This is a genomic window from Azospirillum thiophilum (assembly GCF_001305595.1).
Classification (GTDB): Bacteria; Pseudomonadota; Alphaproteobacteria; order Azospirillales; family Azospirillaceae; genus Azospirillum; species Azospirillum thiophilum.
Genome location: NZ_CP012403.1, coordinates 597,553 through 617,114, shown reverse-complemented (window position 1 = coordinate 617,114; position 19,562 = coordinate 597,553). Strand labels below are relative to the sequence as shown.

The window sequence follows — 19,562 nt, the reverse complement described above, 5'->3', positions numbered from 1 at the left end:
GTCCGAGACTGTCCGACCATGTCCGATTTCGACACCGGGTTCGCCGGCCTGCTGACCCAGGCCGCGCGGACCGACGGCGAGCGTCCGTTCGCCCGCTACAACGGCACCCCGCTGACCGTCGGCACGCTCGACCGCCAGTCCGACAGCATGGCGGCGGAACTCCGGCGGATGGGGCTGGTCCCCGGCGACCGCGTGGCGCTGATGCTGCGCAACAGCCCGGCGGTGCTGTCCACCCTGTTCGGCCTCGCCAAGGCCGGGCTGGTGTGGGTCCCGATCAACGCCCAGCAGCGCGGCGACGGGTTGCGCTACATCCTGGAGCATTCCGATCCCGCCGCCGTGCTGGCCGACGCCGACCTCGTCCCGGTCATCGCCGACTGCGGCGCCGACCTGTCGGGCAAGCCGCTGGTGGTGGCCGGCGCCGACACCTCCGCAGCCTCCCTGCGGCTGGAGCCGATGCTGGAGTGCGGCACCCGCCTCGAGGGGGCGCTTCCCGGCCCCGACGACCTGTTCGCCATCATGTACACGTCGGGCACCACCGGCCGGCCGAAGGGCGCACAGGTCACCCACCGCATGATGCGGCTGGCGGGCGAGGCGGTCGCCCGCGTGTCCACTGCCCGCGACGGCGACGTGCTGTTCGTGTGGGAGCCGCTCTATCACATCGGCGGCGCACAGATGATCGTGCTGCCGCTGATCCGCGACGTGTCGCTGGCGATGGTCGACCGCTTCAGCGCCAGCCGCTTCTGGGATCAGGTGCGCGCGTATGGCGCCACCCACATCCATTACCTGGGCGGCATCCTGCAAATCCTGCTGAAACAGCCACCGAGCCCGCAAGACCATGACCATCCGGTGCGCATCGCCTGGGGCGGCGGCTGCCCGAAGGAGACCTGGACACCGTTCGAGGAGCGGTTCGGCGTGCAGATCCGCGAATGCTACGGCATGACCGAGGCATCGAGCATCACCACCTGCAACGACGAGGGCTCGGTCGGCGCGGTCGGCCGGCCGATGCCCTGGTTCACCGTGGATCTGCTGGACGGGAGCGGCGCCCCGGTTCCCCACGGCGCCCGCGGCGAGATCGTGGTGCGCACCACCCTGCCCGGCGCCCTGTTCGCCGGCTATTTCCGCAATCCGGAGGCGACGGCGCGGACGCTGCGCGACGGTGCCCTGCACACCGGCGACCTGGGCTCCCTGCTGCCGGACGGCACGCTGCTGTTCCACGGCCGGATGACCGACAGCATGCGCTGCAAGGGCGAGAACGTCTCCGCCTGGGAGATCGAGCACATCGCCGCCACCCATCCCGCCATCGAGGATTGCGCCGTCATCGGCGTGAAGGCGGAGATCGGCGAGCAGGACATCAAGCTGTTCGTCAAGCCCAAGACGGGGGCGACGGTGGATGTCCCCGCTCTCTCCGATTGGCTCGGCCGCCAGCTCGCCCCCTATCAGAACCCCCGCTACATCGCGCTGGTCGAGGAGTTCGAACGCACGCCGAGCCAGCGCATCATGAAGCACCGCCTGTCCGCGGCCACGAACGACAGCTGGGACCGGCAGGCAGTGGGATGAGGCCGGTCAGGCGGCGCGGATCTCCTCCAGGAAAGCCCTGACCTCGCGCTTCAGCAGCGTCGCCCGGTCCGCGAGCGTGTCGGCCGACCGCTTGGCCTGCTGGGTCGCATCGCCGGTTTCCCGCTCTGCGCGCTGGATGTCCAGCACGTTGCGCGAAACCTCGCTGGTGCCGACCGCCGCCTGCTGGGCGTTGCGGCTGATCTCGGCGGTGGCGGCGCTCTGCTGCTCGACCGAGGAGGCCATCTCGGCGGTCGAGCGGTCGATGTGGTCGACCTGCCCGATGATCCCCCGCATCGCCTCCACGGTGCGGCCGGACGCCGCTTTCACCGTGCCGATCTGCTGGCCGATCTGCTCGGTCATCGCATGGGTCTGGCTCGCCAGGTTCTTGACCTCGCTCGCCACGACGGCAAATCCCTTGCCGGCCTCGCCGGCCCTTGCGGCTTCGATGGTGGCGTTCAGCGCCAGCAGGTTGGTCTGCGACGCCACCGCGTTGATCGAGGCCACGATCTGGTCCACCTGCTCGATGGCGGAGGACAGCGCATCCAGGTGGGTCCGCGCCTGCTCGGCCCGTTCGGCGGTCGATTTCGAACGCTGGGCGGCCTGCGCCACGCGCACCGAAAGATCGTGGATCGCCGTCGACATCTCCTCCGCCGCGGACGCGACGGTCTGCACACTCATCGATGCCTGTTCGGAGGCGGAGGCGACGACGACGCATTCGCGCTCCACCTTCTCGACCGCGCCGGACACCTGGGCCGCCGTCGCCTGGAAGCCGGTGGCGGACTCGCTGACCTGATCGACGATGCGCCCGACGCTGGCCTCGAAGCGGGAGGCCAGATCCAGCATCGCGGCGCGCTTGTCGGCTGCAGCCCGCTCCGCCGCGTCGCGGTTCTCCCGCTCCATCTGGTGGGTGCGCAGGATGCTCGCCTTGAAGACCTCCAGGGTCCGGGCCATGCCGCCGATCTCGTCGCGCCGGCCGCGCTCCGGCACCTCGGCCTCCATGTCCTGCTCCGCCAGCCGCAACATCACGCCATGGACGCGCGACAGCGGCCGCGTCACGCTGCGGGCGACCGCCCAGCCCAGCAGCAGGGCCAGCGCGGACAGCCCGGCGACCACCAGCCCGAACACCGTCATCATGCCAAGGAAGGCCGAGCGCAGGTCGTCGGTGTAGACGCCGGTGCCGATGACCCAGTCCCATGGCTTGTAATGGATGGAATAGGCCAGTTTCTCGTAGGTCGGCCCCTTCGGATCGTTGGGCCGCGGCCATTCGTAGGTCACGAACTCCGGCACCGGCATCAGGGCGCCCCGCACCGCCTCGCGGATGACGTAGACGCCGTTGCGGTCACGGATCTCGGCGCCGCTCTTGCCGATCAGGGCGGGGTTCGCGTGCATGACGCTGATGATCTGCGAGGTCCAGATCCAGAGATATTCGCCGTCGGCATAGCGCATCGCGCCGATCGCGGTCTTCGCGCGCTCCTTCGCGTCCTCCTCGCTCATCACGCCGTCCTGCGCCAGCTTGTGGAAGCGCGCGGCGATGGCACCGCCGCTTTCGGCGATGAAGCGGACGCTGTTCATCCGCTGCTCGACCAGCGCACGGTTGACGAAGTGCCCGCCGACCGCCGCCACCAGACCGGCGGCGATGATCGACAGCGACGCGAGAAATCCGATCCGCCACCGTAATGGCAGTTCCGAGAGGCGCATGATTCTATCTTCCCTGTTCCCGGCCCACTCGTCGGGACCGGCTGGACGTCACGGGATGCTGCCCGCACCGGCCACGATGCTGGTGACCGCTTCCACGGTTCCCTGGTCCGCGGAATGGACGCGGCTCACTTCATTGAATGCGGCGATCCGGGCATGGCTGACATGGCTGAACTGTTCCGCCGCCCGCAGGGCCGCGGCCTGCCCGTCCGCCGCATCGGCGACTGCGATGCGCAGCGTGACGGACACATCGATAACCTCTACCATACTACTAACCTCCGAAAGGGTACAAATGGTCGCGGCGCATCCCCCCGACATGTCGTCGGGGGGATGCGCCGCAAGCCTGCCGGTCAGGTCCGCTCGACGCAGAGGGCGACGCCCATGCCGCCGCCGATGCACAGGGTGGCAAGGCCCTTCTTCGCGTCGCGCCGGCCCATCTCATGCAACAGGCTGACCAGGATGCGGGCGCCCGACGCCCCGATGGGATGGCCGAGCGCGATGGCGCCGCCATTGACGTTGACCTTGGCGGCGTCCCAGCCCATGCCGGCATTGACCGCCAGCGCCTGGGCAGCGAACGCTTCGTTCGCCTCGATCAGATCCAGTTCGTCCACACCCCAGCCGGCCTTCTTGAGCGCCAGTTGCGAGGCAGGGATCGGCCCGCTGCCCATCAGTGCCGGATCGACGCCGGCGGTGGCCCAGGAGGCGATGCGGGCCAGCGGCGCGATGCCGCGGCGGGCGGCGTTCTCCGCCGTCATCAGCACCAGCGCGGCGGCGCCGTCGTTCAGGCCCGACGCATTGCCGGCGGTCACCGTACCGTCCTTGGCGAATGCCGGGCGCAGCTTGGCCAGCGCCTCGATGGTGGTGCCGTGCTTCGGGTATTCGTCGGCCTCGACGACGATGTCGCCCTTGCGGCCCTTGATGGTGACGGGAACGATCTCGGCCCGGAAGCGGCCGGCCGTCTGCGCCGCCTCGGCCTTCTGCTGCGAGGCGAGCGCGAACAGATCCTGCTGTTCGCGGGAGAGGGTCCAGACACGGGCGACATTCTCGGCGGTGACGCCCATGTGGTAGCCGTGGAAGGCCTCCCACAGCCCGTCGCGGATCATGCTGTCCAGCATCTCGGCGGTGCCCATCTTGGTGCCGTTGCGCAGATGCATGAGGTGGGGCGACAGGCTCATGTTCTCCTGGCCGCCGACCACCATCACCTCGGCGTCGCCGGTGCGGATCGCCTGATAGCCGAGCGCGACCGAGCGCAGGCCGGAGCCGCAGACCTGATTGATGCCGAAGGCGGTCTTCTCGACCGGGATGCCGGCGGCGACGGCGGCCTGGCGGGCCGGGTTCTGGCCCTGGCCGGCGGTCAGCACCTGGCCCAGGATGACTTCCGTCACCTCGGCGGCATCGGTGTGGGCGCGCGACAGCGCCTCGCGGATCACCGTGGCACCCAGCTCGTGGGCGGGAACGGCGGCCAGCGCGCCGTTGAAGCTGCCGATGGCGGTGCGCGCCGCGCTGGCGATGACGATCTCGGTCATGGAGGACTCCTCCGGAACGGTGTTTCTTGAAGGATCGCAGTTGGATGGCTGGGCTGCCGCGTCCGTCCGGTGGATCGCGGCGGCCGGCCGGTCAGACATCGAAGGTCACAGGTAGAGGCCGATGAGGAAGATGGGCAGCGTCAGGATCAGCGCCGTGGCGCAGTAGCCCATGATGTCGCGCACCCCCAGCCCGGCGATGGCCAGTGCCGGCAGCGCCCAGAAGGGTTGCGCCATGTTCATCCACTCCTCGCCATAGGCGATGGCCATCGCCGCCTTGCCGAGATCGACGCCGAGCTGCTGGGCCGCCGGCATGATGAAGGGCCCCTGCACCACCCAATGGCCGCCGCCCGACGGAACCGCGAAGTTGATCAGGCCCGACGACAGGAAGGCGAGGACCGGGAAGGTTTCCTTGGTGGCGACGTCCACGAACCAGTTGGTGATCAGACCGCCCAGGCCGGAATGCTCCATCATGATCTGGATGCCGGCATAGAAGGGAAACTGGATCATGATCCCGGCCGTGCCGCGTGCCGCGTTGGCGACGGCGCGGGCGTAGGCCATCGGCGTGCCGTGCAGGATGACGCCGGCGATCAGCATGATCAGGTTGACGGTGTTGATGTTGAGGTCGAAGCCCTTGGCCCGGAAATACAGGAACAGGTAGACCAGACCGAAGGCGCCGACGACGAAGCCCAGGATGCGGCTTTCCTCCAGGCGCTCGGCCGGGCTGGCGTCGGGGCCGAGGATGCGGCGGGTCGACGCCTCCGGCTTCAGCAGCGCCGGGTCGACCGCCACCACCTCGTTCGCCTTCGGATGCATCATCCAGCAGATCAGCGGCAGGACGACGATGAGGGCCAGCGTGATGCCGATGTTGTAGCCGGTGAACAGGGTGTCGCCGATCGGGATCAGCCCGACCGTCTTCTCCATCGGGTTGCCCTTGGTCGCGGCGACCAGCGGCACCGAGCCGGAGAAGCCGCCATGCCACGTCATGAAGCCGATATAGGCCGAGGCGATCAGCAGCCGGTAGTCCGATTTCGGCACGCGGCGGGCCACCTCGCGGGCGAACATCGCGCCGACGACGAGGCCGAAGCCCCAGTTGACGATGTTGGTGACGGCGGCGGCGAAGCAGACCAGCATGACACCCTGGGCCGGCGTCTTGGCGATGGAGGCCACCCGCCCCAGCACCTTGCGGATCGGTTCGGAGCTGGCCAGCGCATGGCCGGTGACCAGGACCAGCGCCATCTGCATCGAGAAGGCCAGCAGGTTCCAGAATCCGCCGCCCCACATCTGCACGAGGGCGACGGGGCCGCTCGGCGTCAGCCACCATGCCAGGGCGAAGGTGAGGACGGTCAGCAGGATGGCGAAGACCAGCGGGTCGGGCAGATAGCGGCTGACCAGCCAGGTCAGGGCGCGGGAAATCGGAGTGATCGGGTTGAAGCGGGCGCCGGCCTCCGGTGCCGGCGGGGGAGCAGTGGTGACGCTCATGGCAGGTCTCCGGCAAGGAGGGAGGCCCGTCCGCGCCATCGTACGGCGCGGCGGCCAGCCTCCCCGATGCCCAAAAAGGAACGTCAGACGGCGAGTATGGTCGGCTCAGCCGACGGGCATGACCTGCACGTCGGACGGCACGATCAGCTCGGCGCCGGTCTGGGCCAAGACGTCGGCGACCGTGACGCCGGGAGCGGTTTCCAACAGCACCAGCCCCTTGTCGGTCGGCTCGATCACCGCGAGGTCGGTGACGATCAGGTCGACCCGCCGCACCGAGGTCAGCGGCAACTCGCAGCGCTTGACGATCTTGGGCGTGCCCTTGGCGCTGTGCTGCATGGCGACGATCACCCGCTTGGCGCCGGAGACCAGATCCATCGCACCGCCCATGCCGGGCACCATCTTGCCGGGCACCATCCAGTTGGCGAGCCGGCCTTCCTCGTCGACCTGGAGACCGCCGAGCACGGTGACGTCCAGGTGGCCGCCGCGGATCAGGCCGAAGGACATGGCACTGTCGAAGGACGCGGCCCCGGGGACGGCACCGATCGGGCTGCCGCCGGCATCGCTCAGATCCTCGTTCTCGGCCCCCGGCTCGGGCACCGGGGCCATGCCGACGATGCCGTTCTCCGACTGGAAGAACACGTTGACGCCGGCCGGCAGATGGGCGGCGACCAAGGTGGGCAGGCCGATGCCGAGATTCACCAGGTTGCCCGCCCGCAGTTCCAGCGCAACGCGCTTGGCGATCAGGGTTTTCTCATCCATGGCGATGCTCCTTGGCGACCAGGCAGTCGACCAGCACATTCGGGGTGACGACGCTGTCGGGCGGGATGACGCCGACCGGCACGATGTCCTCGGCCTCGACGATCACCAATCCGGCGGCCATCGCCATCAGCGGATTGAAGTTGCGCGCCGTCAGCGCGTATTCGAGGTTGCCCAGATAGTCGGCGCGCTTAGCGGCGATCAGGGCGAAATCGGCCTTCAGCGCCTTTTCCAGCAGATAGACCGTGCCGTCCAGCTCGATGCGCTGCTTGCCCTCCTCGACCACGGTGCCGACGCCGGTGGGCGTCAGCACCCCGCCGAGGCCGAAGCCGCCGGCGCGCACCCGCTCGGCCAGCGTGCCCTGCGGCACCAGCTCTACCTCCGTCTCGCCGGCGATCATCTGGCGCTGGGTTTCGGGATTGGTGCCGATGTGGCTGGCGATCACCTTGCGCACCGCCTTGGCCGCGATCAGCCGGCCGATGCCGACCGCGGGGCGGGCGGTGTCGTTGGCGATGACCGTCAGGCCGCGCTTGCCCTGGCGGAGCAACTCGTCGATCAGGCGGGGCGGCGTGCCGACCCCCATGAATCCCCCGATCATCAGGACCGCGCCGTCGGGAATCATGGCGACGGTCTCTTCAAGCTTTCGCACTTTACTCATTCGACGTCTCCCTTGGACGTCGGGGTGCCGCGGGCCGGAGCCCGCCGACAACCCCGCGGGCGCGGACCCGCCCGGAACCGGCGGTGAACCGGTGGGGCGGACACTCGCGCTCATTCTTGGTTTCGTGGCCTTGGTTTCGTAGCGCTGCGACCGGAGCGGGCGCGACATCCACGCCATCGCGGTGGATCGTCGGGGCCGGCCGGCCTATCCACACATACGCAAGGGGTATGCCAGAGGGCGGCACCGGGACAGGGTGGCCCGGAGCCTTGGTTTCCGCCGTGGAAGCCGGACGAACAGACCGCCGGTCGGCCTGTTTCGCCCTGGCGGGTGCGCAACTTTGTGCGTGCTGCGCAAGATCTTGCGCAGTGGCCGGCGCCGCCCGGCCCGGGCGCTGCCGCCCCGCTCAGGAGATGCCGTATTCCTGCAGCTTGTAGAGCAGCGAGCGGCGGCTGATGCCGAGTTCCTGGGCCGTCCGCATCCGGTTGCCGTCGTTGCGGGCCAGCGCCTCGGCCACCACGCGGGCCTCGAACCGGCTGACCTGTTCACGCAAACTGCCGCCGCCGGCGATGGGCCGGGCATCGGTCGCCCCGACGGCCTCCTCGTCCTCCCCCGGCCGGCCGGCGATCTGTTCCGGCAGATCCTCGGCGACGATCATCGCGCCGGTGCTCATCACCACCGCCCGCTCCATGGCGTTGGACAGCTCGCGGATGTTGCCCGGCCAGCGATAGGCCAGCAGCCGCTCCATCGCCTGTTCGTCGATGCCCCCGACCTCGATCCCGTTCTCCGCCGCGAAGCGTTGCAGGAAATGGCTGGCGAGCAGCCGGACATCCTCCGGACGGTCGCGCAACGGCACCGTCCGCAGCGTCACGACGTTGAGGCGGAAATAGAGATCCTGCCGGAACAGCCCCTGGCGGACCATCTCTTCCAGGTTGCGGTTGGTGGCGACGATGACGCGCACGTCGGTGCGCACCAGATCCGTGCCGCCGACCCGCTCGAACTCGCGCTCCTGAAGCACCCGCAACAGCTTGACCTGGAGGCCGGGCGAGATGTCGCCGATCTCGTCGAGGAACAGGGTGCCGTGCTCGGCCTGTTCGAACCGGCCGCGGCGGCGGGCCTGCGCGCCGGTGAAGGCGCCCTTCTCATGGCCGAAGAATTCGCTTTCCAGCAGCCCTTCCGGGACGGCGGCGCAGTTGACCTTGACGAAGGGGCCGGCGTTGCGCGGGCTGTTGTAGTGGATGGCCGCCGCCACCAGCTCCTTGCCGGTGCCGCTCTCGCCGGTCACCAGCACGGTCGCGTTGCTCTTGGCGACCTTGGCGATGGTCTGCAGCAGCTCGGTCATGCGCGGGCTGGCGGTGAGGATGCGGTCGGTGCGGTAGCTGCTGGACAACTCCCGATGCAGGGTGGCGATGTCGTCGCGCATCGTCCGCATCTGCAGCGCCCGCCCGACCAGCAGCAGGATTTCCGCGATGTCGAAGGGCTTGATGACATAGTCGAAGGCGCCGTCCCTGATCGCCTGCACCGCGGTTCCCACCTCGGCGAAGGCGGTCATCAGGATCACCGCGGTCGAGCGGTCGAGCTTGCGGATCTCCGCCAGCGCCTGCAGGCCGGTCATCCGCGGCATGCGGATGTCCATCAGCACCACGGCCGGCCGCTGCGCGGCGAAGGCGGCGACCGCCTCGACCCCGTCGGCGGCAGTGGCGACCGCCAGCCCCTCGCGCGACAGCACGGCGGCGAGCATCTGGCGGATGCCCTCGTCGTCATCCACCACCAGGGCCGTCGCGGCGGGAAGTCGGATCGTCATGTCTCGGCCACCGGGCTGTGAAGAAAGGGGATGCGCAGGGTTACCACGGTGCCGGCACCGGGCGTGCTGGCGATGGCGATGGTGCCGTGATGGGCATCGACGATGCGGTGCGCCATCGCAAGCCCCAGCCCGGTCCCGTTGGGCTTGGTCGAGAAGAAGGGATCGAACACCTTGTCGACATTCTCCGGCGCGATGCCTTCGCCGTCGTCGCTCACGGCGATGACCGCCTCCCGCCCGTCCGGGGCGGCGGTGGAAATGGCGATGATGCCGGTATCCGGCGTCGCCTGGATGGCGTTGATGATCAGGTTGAGCACGACCTGCTTCAGCGCCTCGCCATCGGCCTCCACCTGCGGCAGGTCGGCGGCGAGGTCGAGCGTGATCCTGGCATTCGACTTGCGCCCGGCCAGCAGCGACACCTCGCGGATCAGGTCGTTCAGCTGCACCGGCCGGATCGTCGGCGGCCGGGGGCGCCCGAACTCCAGCAGTTCGGTGACGAGCCGGTTCAGGCTGTCGACCTGCCGCACGATCAGCGGGGCATAGCGCTGCCATTCCTTGACGTCGTCGGACGTCTCCAGGAACTGCATGAAGCCGCGGATCGAGGTCAGTGGGTTGCGCACCTCGTGGGCGAGGCCGGCGACCAGCTCGCCCAGCGCCGCCAGCCGGTCGGCCCGCATGATCTGCGTGCGCAGCCGCCGCTGCTCGGTCAGGTCCTTCAGCACCACCACGGCGCCGATGGCCTCGCTCCGGCTGTTGCGCAGCAGGCTGCTGGACACGTTGAGATGCAGGGTCTGGCGGGTGCCGGGAAAGTCCAGCGTCACCCCGACATGCGGCTGCCCGGTCTTCAGCGTGTCCAGCAGCGGGCTGGCGAACTGCCCATCCGGCTTGAACAGCGAATCGTACGGTTTGCCGATCACCTCGGCGGCCGTCACCCCGACCATCGCCGCCGCCGCCGGGTTGACGGCGGTGACCTGCCCAGCCCGATCCACGGCGATCACCCCGTCGGCGATGCTGTGCAGGATGTTCTCGGTCAGCGACCGGGCGTCCAGCAGGGCGCGGGCCATGCCGTTGACCTCGACCGCGATCTCGCCGACCTCGCCCGGCGGCGGCAGGATGGCATGGCCGAGGTCGCTCCGCATGCGGAGCAGCCCGTCGATGATCCGCCGGATGTCCCGGCCGACCCCGCGCGACAGCAGATGAGTCAGCAGGAGGCCCAGCAGGATGCCGGCAATGCTGACCGTCAGCACCGCCCGGTCCATCGCCGCGGCCTGACGCTCGACGTCGTCGGACAGCTCGTTGGCCCAGATATAGCCGATCACGCCGCCGTCGCGGATGATCGGCAGCATCGCGTTGAGGATGAAGCCGCGCACCTGCCGGCCGCTTTCCACCGCCTGCCGGCCGCTTTCCAGCACACGCCAACCGGGATGGTCGGGCGGGATGCTGGTGCCGACGGTGGCGCTGTAGTCCCGGCTCGGCCCATAGGTGATGATGGCGTCGAGCGCCTTGTTGTAATAGCCGACCCCGACCCCCGGATTGGCCCCGGCGACGAGGTCGGTGAAGGGCGTCAGCCGCTCCGACAGCGCCCGGATCGCGGTGTCCCGGCCGGTGGCCGCGATCCCAGTTCCGGCCGCCAGCTCATCGAAACCCCCATCGAAGCCGGGGCCGAGATGCGCATCCAGGAGCCGGGTCAGCCCGAACAGCTTCTCGGTCTTTTCCCGGACCAGCGCCTGACGCCCTTCCCGCTCCAGCAGATAGCCGGTCAGCGAGATCGGCAGGACGACCACCACCAGGGAAACCAGGAGCAGCTTGCCGCGCAGGGTGTTCGGCAGACAGCCGCGAAACCAGTCTTGAAACCGTTCCAGGGGCCGCATGACGCCCACTCCTCCCGGAAGGGCGCGGCTTCCGCCCGCCCGATCCCGCGGCGATAGCAGATTTGCCGGCGCGGCGGGAGGCCCAAGCTGCGCAGGGCAGCCACGGCGATTCCGTGACGGTGGCCGGCGGGCCGGTCGGGCCCCGGCCCGGGCCGGGCTGGGCGCCCGCGGCATCAAGCCGAGGCGGCGGCGCGCTCCAGCCGGGCCGGGATGCCCTGGCGCACCGCGGTTCCGGCGACCGGGTCCACCCACACCGCACCACCCGGGCGGGTCGGATCGGCGATGCCGAGATCGTTCAGGTTCAGGCCCGCCCCGATCTCCTCCATGCGCGGCTGGTGCCGGTCGCCGATGCGGTGCGCCCGCGCGCCGTATTCGCGGTGGCCGAAGCCGTGCTCCACCGCCAGCACCCCCGGCATGACGCCATGGCGGACGATGGCGGTGGCCGTCGCCTCGCCGCCGGGGGTGGCGAGGCGGATGCGGTCGCCGGTCTCGATGCCCAGGCGGCGGGCATCCTCCGCATTGATGCCGACCGGGTTGTCCGGATGCAGGTGGCGCAGGCGGCTGGCGGCGATGGTGTAGGCGCTGATCAGCACCGACTTGGAGCTGACCAGCTGGAACGGCCAGTCCGCCGGCTTGTAGACCTCTGCGACCGGCGTGCCGTCGGCGAACAGCGCCGGCATCCACGCCGCGGTTCCCGGCCAGCACCGCCCGGTGATGCTGCTGCGCGAGGTGCCGACCGTCTCGTTGTAGATCTGAAGCGGCTTGGCGAAGCGATGGGTCGCGCGGTCGCCCTCGAAGCCCTCCGCCTGGTTCTGGTAGCGCCCGCCGCGCGCCAGGATGAAGGCGACCTTGCGCCATTCCTCCGGCTTCAGCGTCGCCTGCAACTCCGACAGCAGCCGCCCGACGCCGGACAGGGCGATGTCCTCGTCGGTGGCGTCGGACACCGGCTGCTTGCCCGCCCAGGCGATGTTGGCACCCGCCCGCAGATGCCAGTCCGCGGCGGTTTCCAGCGGATGGCGGTTGCCCTCCATGTCCTCGATGGCCTCGCGCCCGAAGCCGGGCAGGCCAAGCCGCTTGGCGACGGCGATCAGGAAGGGTTCGAGCTGGATGTGCTGGCCGTCCGGCAGGCTGTCGGTGCGCGGGGTCAGCACCGGCCAGCGCGCCGTCGTCATCCTGGTCGGCACGCCCCCCCAGGCCGAGGTCCAGCCCCAGGTCTCGTACAGCACCGTGTCGGGCACGATATAGTCGGCATAGGCCGAGGTCTCGTTGATGAAGGGGTCGATGGCGACGACCAGCGGCAGCGCCTTGGGATCGGCCAGCCGTTCCAGGAAGCGGTGGCCGCCGGGGATGCCGTAGACCGGGTTGGCGTTCCACAGCAGCAGCGCCTTCACCGGATAGGGATAGCCCTCCGCGATGCCGCCTGACATCCATTCCGTGGTCAGCCCGGGGGCGGTCGGATACCAGGGGGCCGCCGCCGGATAGGGCCGGCCGGCCGCCTTGCCGGCCTTGAACTCCGCCGTCTTCTCGTACGGCACGTTGCGGCCGAGCGGCACGCCCGCCGGCTTGACCTTGCCGGGGAAGCTGGCGAGCTTGTAGCGCGGGCCGTCGCCGTCCGGCGGGAAGCGCCCGCCGCCGACGATGGTGCCGCCCTTCCAGTTCAGGTTGCCCAGCAGCGTGTTGATGGTGACGACCGCGAAGGCGTTGTAGAAGCCGCTGCCCGACATCATGCCGCCATGCGAATTGACCGCGGCCTTCTTGCCATGGCTGGTCAGCTCGCGCGCCAGCCCGGCGATGACGTCGGCCGGCACCCCGCAGATCCCGGCGCAGGCGGCGAGATCCCGCGTCATCGCCTCCTCGCGCAGCAGGGTCAGGGCGGTCTTCACCGCCACCTCGCCGCCGGGGGTGGCGACGGATCCCGCATGGAACAGGATGGCCGGTCCGGCCAGCGCGTCATGGGCGGCCGGCTGGCCGCCGGCCGGGTCGAGCACGACGAAGGCATCGCGCTCGCCAAAGCGGTCCGCCTCCGCCAGCGCGCCCCATCCCATGTCGGAGGCGCGCAGCATCCGCCCCTCGCGCGGGTGGCCCTTCTGGACCACCACCAGATGGGTGGCGTTGCACCATCCGGCCTCCCCCGCCGCCTCGGCCGCCTTGCCGTTGGGCTGGGCAAGATAGCTTGTGTCGATCCGCCCGTTCTCGAACATCCAGCGGACGATGCCCATGGCGAAGGCGCCGTCGGTGCCCGGCCGGATCGGGATCCAGTCGGCGCGGTCGCCGGCCGCCGCCGCCTTGGCATTGGTCAGGACCGGATCGACCACGACATAGGTCAGCACGCCGTCGGTGCGCGCCTTGGACAGCAGGGTCGCCTGCCGCTTGAATGGGTTGCCGGCATTGGACGGGGCGGTGCCGATGAAGACGACGAACTCGGCGTTCGCGATGTCGGCCTTGGCGTGCGGCTGGGTCTTGGTGTCGCCGAACACCGCGCCGGACCCAGCCCGATAGGCGCCGCCGCAATAGGAACCATGGCCGACATAGTTGATGCTGCCGTAGGACTGCTGGTGGAAACGCTGCACCAGCGCTTCCCGGCCGTCCGGCACGCCGGAGATCAGGGCGACCTGATTGGCCTTCGGCCCCAGCTCCGGCGCGGCCGGATCGATCGGGGTCTTGAGGTCGCGCAAGGCGCGCAGCCCCTCCACCGCCCCCTCGCCGAACAGGTCGCCGCCCTCGCACACCTCCTGCACCAGCTGCTCGAAGGAGATCGGCAGCCATTCGCCCGACCCGCGCGGCCCCACCCGCTTCAGCGGCGTGGTCACACGGAAGGGAGAGGTCACGTTTTCCAGCACCGCGTTGCCGCGCCCGCAGGCGGTCGAGCGCCCGGCCAGCCCCTGCTCGTGGAAGCGGGACAGCGCCCGGAAGCTCTCCTTGACCGGCGTGCCGTAGGACAGGAAGGGATCGGTCGACATCGGGCTGTAGGGGTTGCCGGCCACCCGCAGCACGCGGTTGGTCGCGGTGTCCACCCGCACCCGCACGCCGCAGAGCGTGGTGCAGCCGATGCAGCCGGTATAGGCCACGATCTGGCCGGGCGTGGGGACGACATCGCCGCTGGCCGGATCGACGCGGAATTCCGGAGGAAGGGCGTTGCCGGACAGGGCGCTTGCCGGATGGTCCCCGGCCCAGGCCCCGCGGGCGAGCTTGCGCCCGGTTTCGGAGAAGCCGGCGGCGAAGGCGGCCAGCGCGCCACCGGCGGCGGTGGTCTTCAGGAGAAGGCGACGGTTGATCGACATGATGCGTCTCCGGTCACTCGGCCGTTCATTCGGCCGCGGCGGGCGTGGGGAAGGCGGGAGCGGAGTCCGCCGGCCGCGACCGCGACGGCGTCGGCAGGACCGCGGTGATGAGGATCAGCAGGAACAGCCACAGCCCGGCCGACCCGAGGATGCCCATCAACCCGTCCGGCCCCGCCGGCAGCGTGTAGTCGTAGAAACCGGCCCCGGTCTTCGGCACCGTCTGGCCGCCGATGAACACGGTCCAGCGGAACATCCAGGCGCTGTGCAGTGCGATCAGCCCGGTCAGCAGCCCGCTGCCCGCCGGACGGACGATCGCGATGACGAGGGGCACCAGCGTCGCCGCCGCCGCCCAGGCAGCCGTGACCCGCCACGCCTCCGACCCGGCCACGCTGGCCAGCGCCCGGGCATGCCAGGGGTCGAGCGCGAAGAGGCCGAGCGCCAGCCACAGCGCGCCGGCGGCCATCACGCCGCCCAGAACGAGCGCCAGCAGGCGGTTCGCCCGCACCTCCACCTCCCGGTCGTTGCCTGAAGCGAAGCGGTTCAGCACCAGCACCAGCCCGGCCGCCCCGGCCAGCGCCGTCAGCAGGAACTGCACCGGCAGCAAGGGCGTGTGCCACAGTGGCCGTGCCTTCACCACCATCACCTCCGACCCGGTGTAGAGCGCCACCAGCGCCGCCCCGGCCAGGGCGACGAGGCCGGTGATGCGGATCAGCCGGTCGTCCCGCCCGCCGCCCAGCGCGGCCAGCCGGTAGAGCGGGGCCAGCCGGCTGTCCACCCGGCCATGCGCCTGCAACTCCTCGCGCAGGCAGGCCCAGCCATAGGCCAGCAGGCCGCCGAGATAGACCGGGATGAAGATCGATCCCCACCACATCCAGGAGGAGGGGCGCAGCACCACGTAGAAATGCCAGAAGCGGCCGGGCTGGTGCAGGTCGGACAGCAAGGCCACCGGCGCGGTCAGCCCGCAGGTCAGCGCCACCAGCAGCGCCACGCGTCCCAGCCTGCGCCACGCGTCGCGCGCGAAGGCATAGCCGGGCAGGCTCAGCAGCAGGCCGCCGACCGACAGGCCGATCAGGAAGAAATACTGCACGGCCCAGGGAAGCCACGCGACCTCGCGGGTCACGTTGATGACCTCGACGATGTTGGTGTCCATCACGCGGACTCCTTGTCTGCGTGGGATCGCGCATGCGGCGCGTCGCTGGGGCGCCACAGCGTCGGCGTTCCGTCGACCTTGCCGGCGAAGGCCGGCTGGAGGCCGATGTAGAAGACGCGCGGCTGGGTGCCCTGTTCGGGCTTCAGCACCTTGGGCATCTGGTCGGGCGCCCTGTCGGACGTATGGTCGGACGCATGGCCGCGCACCAGCACCGACACAGTGCTGTTCGGGTCGTTCAGGTCGCCGAAGATGCGGGCGCCGCCGACACAGGTCTCGACGCAGGCGGGCAGCAGCCCGGCATCCACCCGGTGGACGCAGAAGGTGCATTTGTCGGCGGTCTGGGTATCGTGGTTGATGAAGCGCGCATCGTAGGGGCAGGCCTGGACGCAATAGGCGCAGCCGACGCACACCGTGTTGTCCACCACCACGATGCCGTCCCGCCGCTGGAAGGTGGCGCCGGTCGGACAGACCGGGATGCAGGGTGGATCCTCGCAATGGTTGCACAGGCGCGGCAGCATGTAGGTGCCGGACGCCCCCTGTTCCGTCACCTCGTAGGTCGAGACGATGGTGCGGAAGCTGTTGTCGGGAACCGCGTTCTCCATGATGCAGGACACCGTGCAGGCCTGACAGCCGACGCATTTGCGCACGTCCACCACCATGCCCCAGCGATGCGCCGGATCGCCCCCCTTGCGCGCCTGGCCGGTGTCGGAGGCGGCGGCCGGCGCCGGGGCCAGCGCGGCCGCGCCGATGGCGGCCGCCCCCGCTCCCAGGCAGAAGTTGCGTCGTGATCGGTCCATGGCAGGCCCCTTCGCACGGAAATCCCGCCCATGGGTGTCCCCATCGGGCGTTCTGTCCGCGATGCTACCGGGGACCGGCCTGCCGGCCCATTGCGGTACCCCCTAGAGTTTTTAGGGTTTACCGCAAGGACGATCTGTCGCAGTCCGTTGGGATACCGGAACGATTTTCCGGCACTTTCTCCGGCGCTTGCTCCCCGTCCCTACCGGGATTCCATCAGCAGGCGGGTCAGGTCGGTGATGGAGGCGACCTCCAGCTTTTCCATCGCGTTGTGGCGGTGGACCTCCACCGTCTTCAGGCTGAGATTGATCTCGGCGGCAATGACCTTGTTCGGCTTGCCGGCCACCACCAGCTCCGCCACCTGCCGTTCGCGCGCGGTCAGGCGGGCCAGCCGGGCGTGCAGCTCGGCCTTGCGCGCCCGGTCCCGCCAGAGGGCGGCCGACTTCTCCAGCGCCTCATGCACGCGGTCGAGCAGCATCTGGTCGTTGAACGGCTTCTCGATGAAATCCACCGCGCCGGCACGGAAGCTGCGCGCCGCCATCGGCACGTCGCCATGGCCGGTGACGACCACGACCGCCAGCGGCGAGTCCGCACGGGCAAGCGTGTCCTGCAACTCCAGCCCGCTCATCCCCGGCATCCGCACGTCGGTGACGAGGCATCCCGGCCGGCCGGTGCCGACCGCGCGCAGGAACTCCTCCCCCGAGGCGAAGGGCAGCACCGGCACCCCCAGCGCGCCGATCAGCCAGACCAGGGAATGGCGCATCGCCGGATCGTCGTCGACGACATAGACGGTGCGGGCGGCGTGATCGGCAGTCCCGGCGGCGGTTGCGGTCATGATGACGTCTCTCCCCGATGATCCGGGCCGGCGGCCGGTCCGCAGTTGTCGGCGATGGGCAGGACCACGCGCATGACGGTGCCGCCACCGGGATTGTCCGACGCCTCCAGGTGGCCGCCGTGCGCTTCGACGATGGTCCGGCAGATCGACAGGCCCAGCCCCATCCCGTCCGGCTTGGTGGTGAAGAAGGGTTCGAACAGTCGCGCCCGTGCCGCATCGGACAGGCCATGGCCCCGATCGGCGACGGCTATTCCGATCCGCCCCGGACCTTCCCCCGGCAATTCCATATGCGTGCGGACGGTCACCCGCGCCGCGCCGGGTTCCACCCCCTCCATGGCATCCAGCGCGTTCTTGACCAGATTGAGCACGACCTGCTCGACCTGCACCGCATCGGCCTGCACCGGCGGCAGCCCGTCGGCCAGCTCTGCGGCGATGGCGATGCCGTCGCTCCGCGCGTTGGCTTCGCACAGGACGATGGCCGCACGTACCGCCTCGTTCACGTCCACCCGCTCGATGTGGCCGCCGCCCTGGCCGGTCCGGCCGCGGGCGAAGCCGCGGATGCGCGCGATGATCCGCCCGGCGCGCTCGGCCTGTTCGGCGATGGCGCGGGTGATACCGGCCAGCTCCACCGGATCGCCGGCCCCCATCTCCAGCCGGCGGGTACAGCCGCGGGCGTAATTGGCGATGGCGCCCAGCGGCTGGTTCAGCTCATGGGCGAGGTTGCTCGCCATCTCGCCCAGGATGGACAGGCGGGCGACATGGTCCATTTCGCGCCGCCGGGCGCGGGCGCTTTCCTCCGCCCGTCGGCGTTCGGCCATCTCGTGGACGAGGCTGCCGTTGGCAGCCCGCAATTCCGCCGTGCGCACCTTGACCAGATGCTCGACCCGGAGCGAATGGATCGCCCACCACAGCAAGGCGGCGGCGGCGAAGGCCAGCCATTTCCAGTAGCGCCACAGCAGGTCGGCCAGCGACACCTCCCGCAGATGCCGGTACGGCCCGATGCGCAGGGCCTGGAACAGGCCGTGGACCGGCTGGTAGTCCAGCGGCACCGTCCAGCCGAGATAGCCGCCGGCCAGCGCCGCCGGATGCTTCTCCGGCATCTGGAACAGGGCGACGACGACATCCTTGGCCAGCGCCTCCGGCGTCGCGGCCAACCGCGCCAGCGGCCAGTCCGGATACAGGTCGCTGGACAGCGCGCAGCCGAAGCCCGGCGCCGTCCGGGGAGCGAGGATGCGGAATCGGCTGGGATCGATGCGCCCCTCGGCCGCCAGCTCCTCCAGCACGCAGGCGCGCAGGATCCCGGCGTCCGCCTCGCCGTCGCGCACGGCGAAGGCGAGGCGGTCGACCGGAAATCCCGAGAAGCGCAGGTCCCGCAGGTCGCCGAAGGGATCCAGGCCCGCCTTCTGCATGAGGCCCCAGGCGATTTGAAAGCCGCCGAACGCTTCCGGGTCGCTCGCCATCACCGTATGGCCGGCGAGATCGGCGACCCCACGGATGTCGTCGCGGTCGGCGCGCACGATCAGGGTCGAGCCGATGGCCGCGCCCGTTGGCCCGCTGCGCGCCGAATGCAACGTCGCGATGCGGGTCACGCCATGGCGCGCCTCGAGCTCCACATAATTGCCGGTGTTGGTCAGAACGAAATCGACCGCCCCCGTCCGCACCGCCGCATCCATGCCGGCAAGGTCGAGCGGCACCATCTCCGCCCCACGCTCGGGAAAACGGTCGGCCAGATAGCGGACGGTCGGCTCCCAGACGGCGTTGGCATGGTCGTCGCCCCGATAGGCCAGCACCCCGACCCGGATCGGCGGATCGGCGGCCACCGCCGGGCCGAGCGCCGCGCACAGCAGTCCCAGCGCCCCGAGAACCGGGCCGGGAACCAAGCCGAAAGCCAAGCCGGGCGGGCGGAGGCCACCCCGCTTCCCGCCGCCAATGCCGATACCGAACACACCCACCCACCCGGTTCCCGCCTGCGATCCACCACGCCGTCCCATCGGCCGAGCGATAGCCCAGTCCGGGGCCACCGACGCTGATTCAGGTCAAGGAACCGCATGTATGGACGGTCCTTCCGGTTCGGCATCCCGCATGGCTCCCTTCCGCCACCGCCGGCGATCCCAGCTCGCGATCGACAGGTGCATTGCCATATAGACCTGTGGGATCGATA

The 19,562-nt window shown here is 70.1% G+C and carries 14 protein-coding genes; 1 reads left to right on the top strand and 13 read right to left on the bottom strand.

Annotated features, from left to right (window positions below):
- Positions 1-18: 18 nt before the first annotated feature.
- On the top strand, positions 19-1,557 hold the full coding sequence (locus tag AL072_RS21890) for an AMP-binding protein (protein WP_045584305.1): 1,539 nt from the start codon (positions 19-21) through the stop codon (positions 1,555-1,557).
- Between the two features lie 6 nt (positions 1,558-1,563).
- Here AL072_RS21890 and AL072_RS21885 read toward each other — a convergent pair whose 3' ends face one another.
- The 13 genes from AL072_RS21885 to AL072_RS21825 all read right to left on the bottom strand — a co-directional run bounded on the left by AL072_RS21885 (position 1,564) and on the right by AL072_RS21825 (position 19,353).
- Entirely contained in the window at positions 1,564-3,255 is a 1,692-nt protein-coding gene (locus AL072_RS21885) for a methyl-accepting chemotaxis protein (RefSeq protein WP_045584304.1), read from the bottom strand.
- A gap of 48 nt (positions 3,256-3,303) precedes the next feature.
- The gene (locus AL072_RS21880; RefSeq protein WP_045584303.1) at positions 3,304-3,519 is read right to left on the bottom strand and encodes a hypothetical protein; all 216 of its coding nucleotides are present in this window, start codon (positions 3,517-3,519) and stop codon (positions 3,304-3,306) included.
- Between the two features lie 83 nt (positions 3,520-3,602).
- Entirely contained in the window at positions 3,603-4,778 is a 1,176-nt protein-coding gene (locus AL072_RS21875) for an acetyl-CoA C-acetyltransferase (protein ID WP_045584302.1), read from the bottom strand.
- Between the two features lie 105 nt (positions 4,779-4,883).
- The gene (locus tag AL072_RS21870; RefSeq protein WP_082109196.1) at positions 4,884-6,257 is read right to left on the bottom strand and encodes a TIGR00366 family protein; all 1,374 of its coding nucleotides are present in this window, start codon (positions 6,255-6,257) and stop codon (positions 4,884-4,886) included.
- A 105-nt stretch (positions 6,258-6,362) separates the two neighbouring features.
- Positions 6,363-7,016 carry a 3-oxoacid CoA-transferase subunit B gene (locus AL072_RS21865; protein ID WP_045584301.1) on the bottom strand — a complete coding sequence of 218 codons (654 nt, stop codon included), beginning with the start codon at positions 7,014-7,016 and terminating at the stop codon, positions 6,363-6,365.
- Positions 7,009-7,671 (bottom strand): CoA transferase subunit A, encoded by a 663-nt coding sequence (locus AL072_RS21860; protein WP_045584300.1) that lies wholly within the window; start codon positions 7,669-7,671, stop codon positions 7,009-7,011. The genes AL072_RS21865 and AL072_RS21860 overlap by 8 nt, the downstream gene beginning before the upstream one ends.
- 403 nt (positions 7,672-8,074) lie before the next feature.
- Complete coding sequence (gene atoC, locus AL072_RS21855; protein ID WP_045584299.1) at positions 8,075-9,472, bottom strand: acetoacetate metabolism transcriptional regulator AtoC; 1,398 nt, start codon at positions 9,470-9,472, stop codon at positions 8,075-8,077.
- Positions 9,469-11,340 (bottom strand): two-component system sensor histidine kinase AtoS, encoded by a 1,872-nt coding sequence (gene atoS / locus AL072_RS21850; RefSeq protein WP_045584298.1) that lies wholly within the window; start codon positions 11,338-11,340, stop codon positions 9,469-9,471. Before atoS ends, atoC begins: the two co-directional genes overlap by 4 nt.
- A 173-nt stretch (positions 11,341-11,513) precedes the next feature.
- Complete coding sequence (locus AL072_RS21845) at positions 11,514-14,621, bottom strand: molybdopterin dinucleotide binding domain-containing protein (RefSeq protein ID WP_045584297.1); 3,108 nt, start codon at positions 14,619-14,621, stop codon at positions 11,514-11,516.
- 25 nt (positions 14,622-14,646) lie between these two features.
- Positions 14,647-15,771, bottom strand: coding sequence for an NrfD/PsrC family molybdoenzyme membrane anchor subunit (gene nrfD, locus AL072_RS21840; RefSeq protein WP_045584296.1), 1,125 nt, complete (start codon positions 15,769-15,771; stop codon positions 14,647-14,649).
- On the bottom strand, positions 15,771-16,568 hold the full coding sequence (gene dsrO / locus AL072_RS21835; RefSeq protein WP_045584295.1) for a sulfate reduction electron transfer complex DsrMKJOP subunit DsrO: 798 nt from the start codon (positions 16,566-16,568) through the stop codon (positions 15,771-15,773). The genes nrfD and dsrO overlap by 1 nt, the downstream gene beginning before the upstream one ends.
- Before the next feature lie 200 nt (positions 16,569-16,768).
- On the bottom strand, positions 16,769-17,401 hold the full coding sequence (locus tag AL072_RS21830; protein WP_045584294.1) for a response regulator transcription factor: 633 nt from the start codon (positions 17,399-17,401) through the stop codon (positions 16,769-16,771).
- Entirely contained in the window at positions 17,398-19,353 is a 1,956-nt protein-coding gene (locus AL072_RS21825) for a sensor histidine kinase (RefSeq protein WP_245636917.1), read from the bottom strand. Before AL072_RS21825 ends, AL072_RS21830 begins: the two co-directional genes overlap by 4 nt.
- Between the last annotated feature and the right edge of the window lie 209 nt (positions 19,354-19,562).

Bases quoted from the DNA above. Each gene is read 5' to 3' on its own strand.
- AL072_RS21875 (WP_045584302.1), bottom strand. From the start codon at position 4,778: ATGACCGAGATCGTCATCGCCAGCGCGGCGCGCACCGCCATCGGCAGC.
- dsrO (WP_045584295.1), bottom strand. From the start codon at position 16,568: ATGGACCGATCACGACGCAACTTCTGCCTGGGAGCGGGGGCGGCCGCC.
- atoC (WP_045584299.1), bottom strand. From the start codon at position 9,472: ATGACGATCCGACTTCCCGCCGCGACGGCCCTGGTGGTGGATGACGAC.
- AL072_RS21845 (WP_045584297.1), bottom strand. From the start codon at position 14,621: ATGTCGATCAACCGTCGCCTTCTCCTGAAGACCACCGCCGCCGGTGGC.
- AL072_RS21865 (WP_045584301.1), bottom strand. From the start codon at position 7,016: ATGGATGAGAAAACCCTGATCGCCAAGCGCGTTGCGCTGGAACTGCGG.
- AL072_RS21880 (WP_045584303.1), bottom strand. From the start codon at position 3,519: ATGGTAGAGGTTATCGATGTGTCCGTCACGCTGCGCATCGCAGTCGCC.
- AL072_RS21885 (WP_045584304.1), bottom strand. From the start codon at position 3,255: ATGCGCCTCTCGGAACTGCCATTACGGTGGCGGATCGGATTTCTCGCG.
- AL072_RS21870 (WP_082109196.1), bottom strand. From the start codon at position 6,257: ATGAGCGTCACCACTGCTCCCCCGCCGGCACCGGAGGCCGGCGCCCGC.
- nrfD (WP_045584296.1), bottom strand. From the start codon at position 15,771: ATGGACACCAACATCGTCGAGGTCATCAACGTGACCCGCGAGGTCGCG.
- atoS (WP_045584298.1), bottom strand. From the start codon at position 11,340: ATGCGGCCCCTGGAACGGTTTCAAGACTGGTTTCGCGGCTGTCTGCCG.
- AL072_RS21890 (WP_045584305.1), top strand. From the start codon at position 19: ATGTCCGATTTCGACACCGGGTTCGCCGGCCTGCTGACCCAGGCCGCG.
- AL072_RS21860 (WP_045584300.1), bottom strand. From the start codon at position 7,671: ATGAGTAAAGTGCGAAAGCTTGAAGAGACCGTCGCCATGATTCCCGAC.
- AL072_RS21830 (WP_045584294.1), bottom strand. From the start codon at position 17,401: ATGACCGCAACCGCCGCCGGGACTGCCGATCACGCCGCCCGCACCGTC.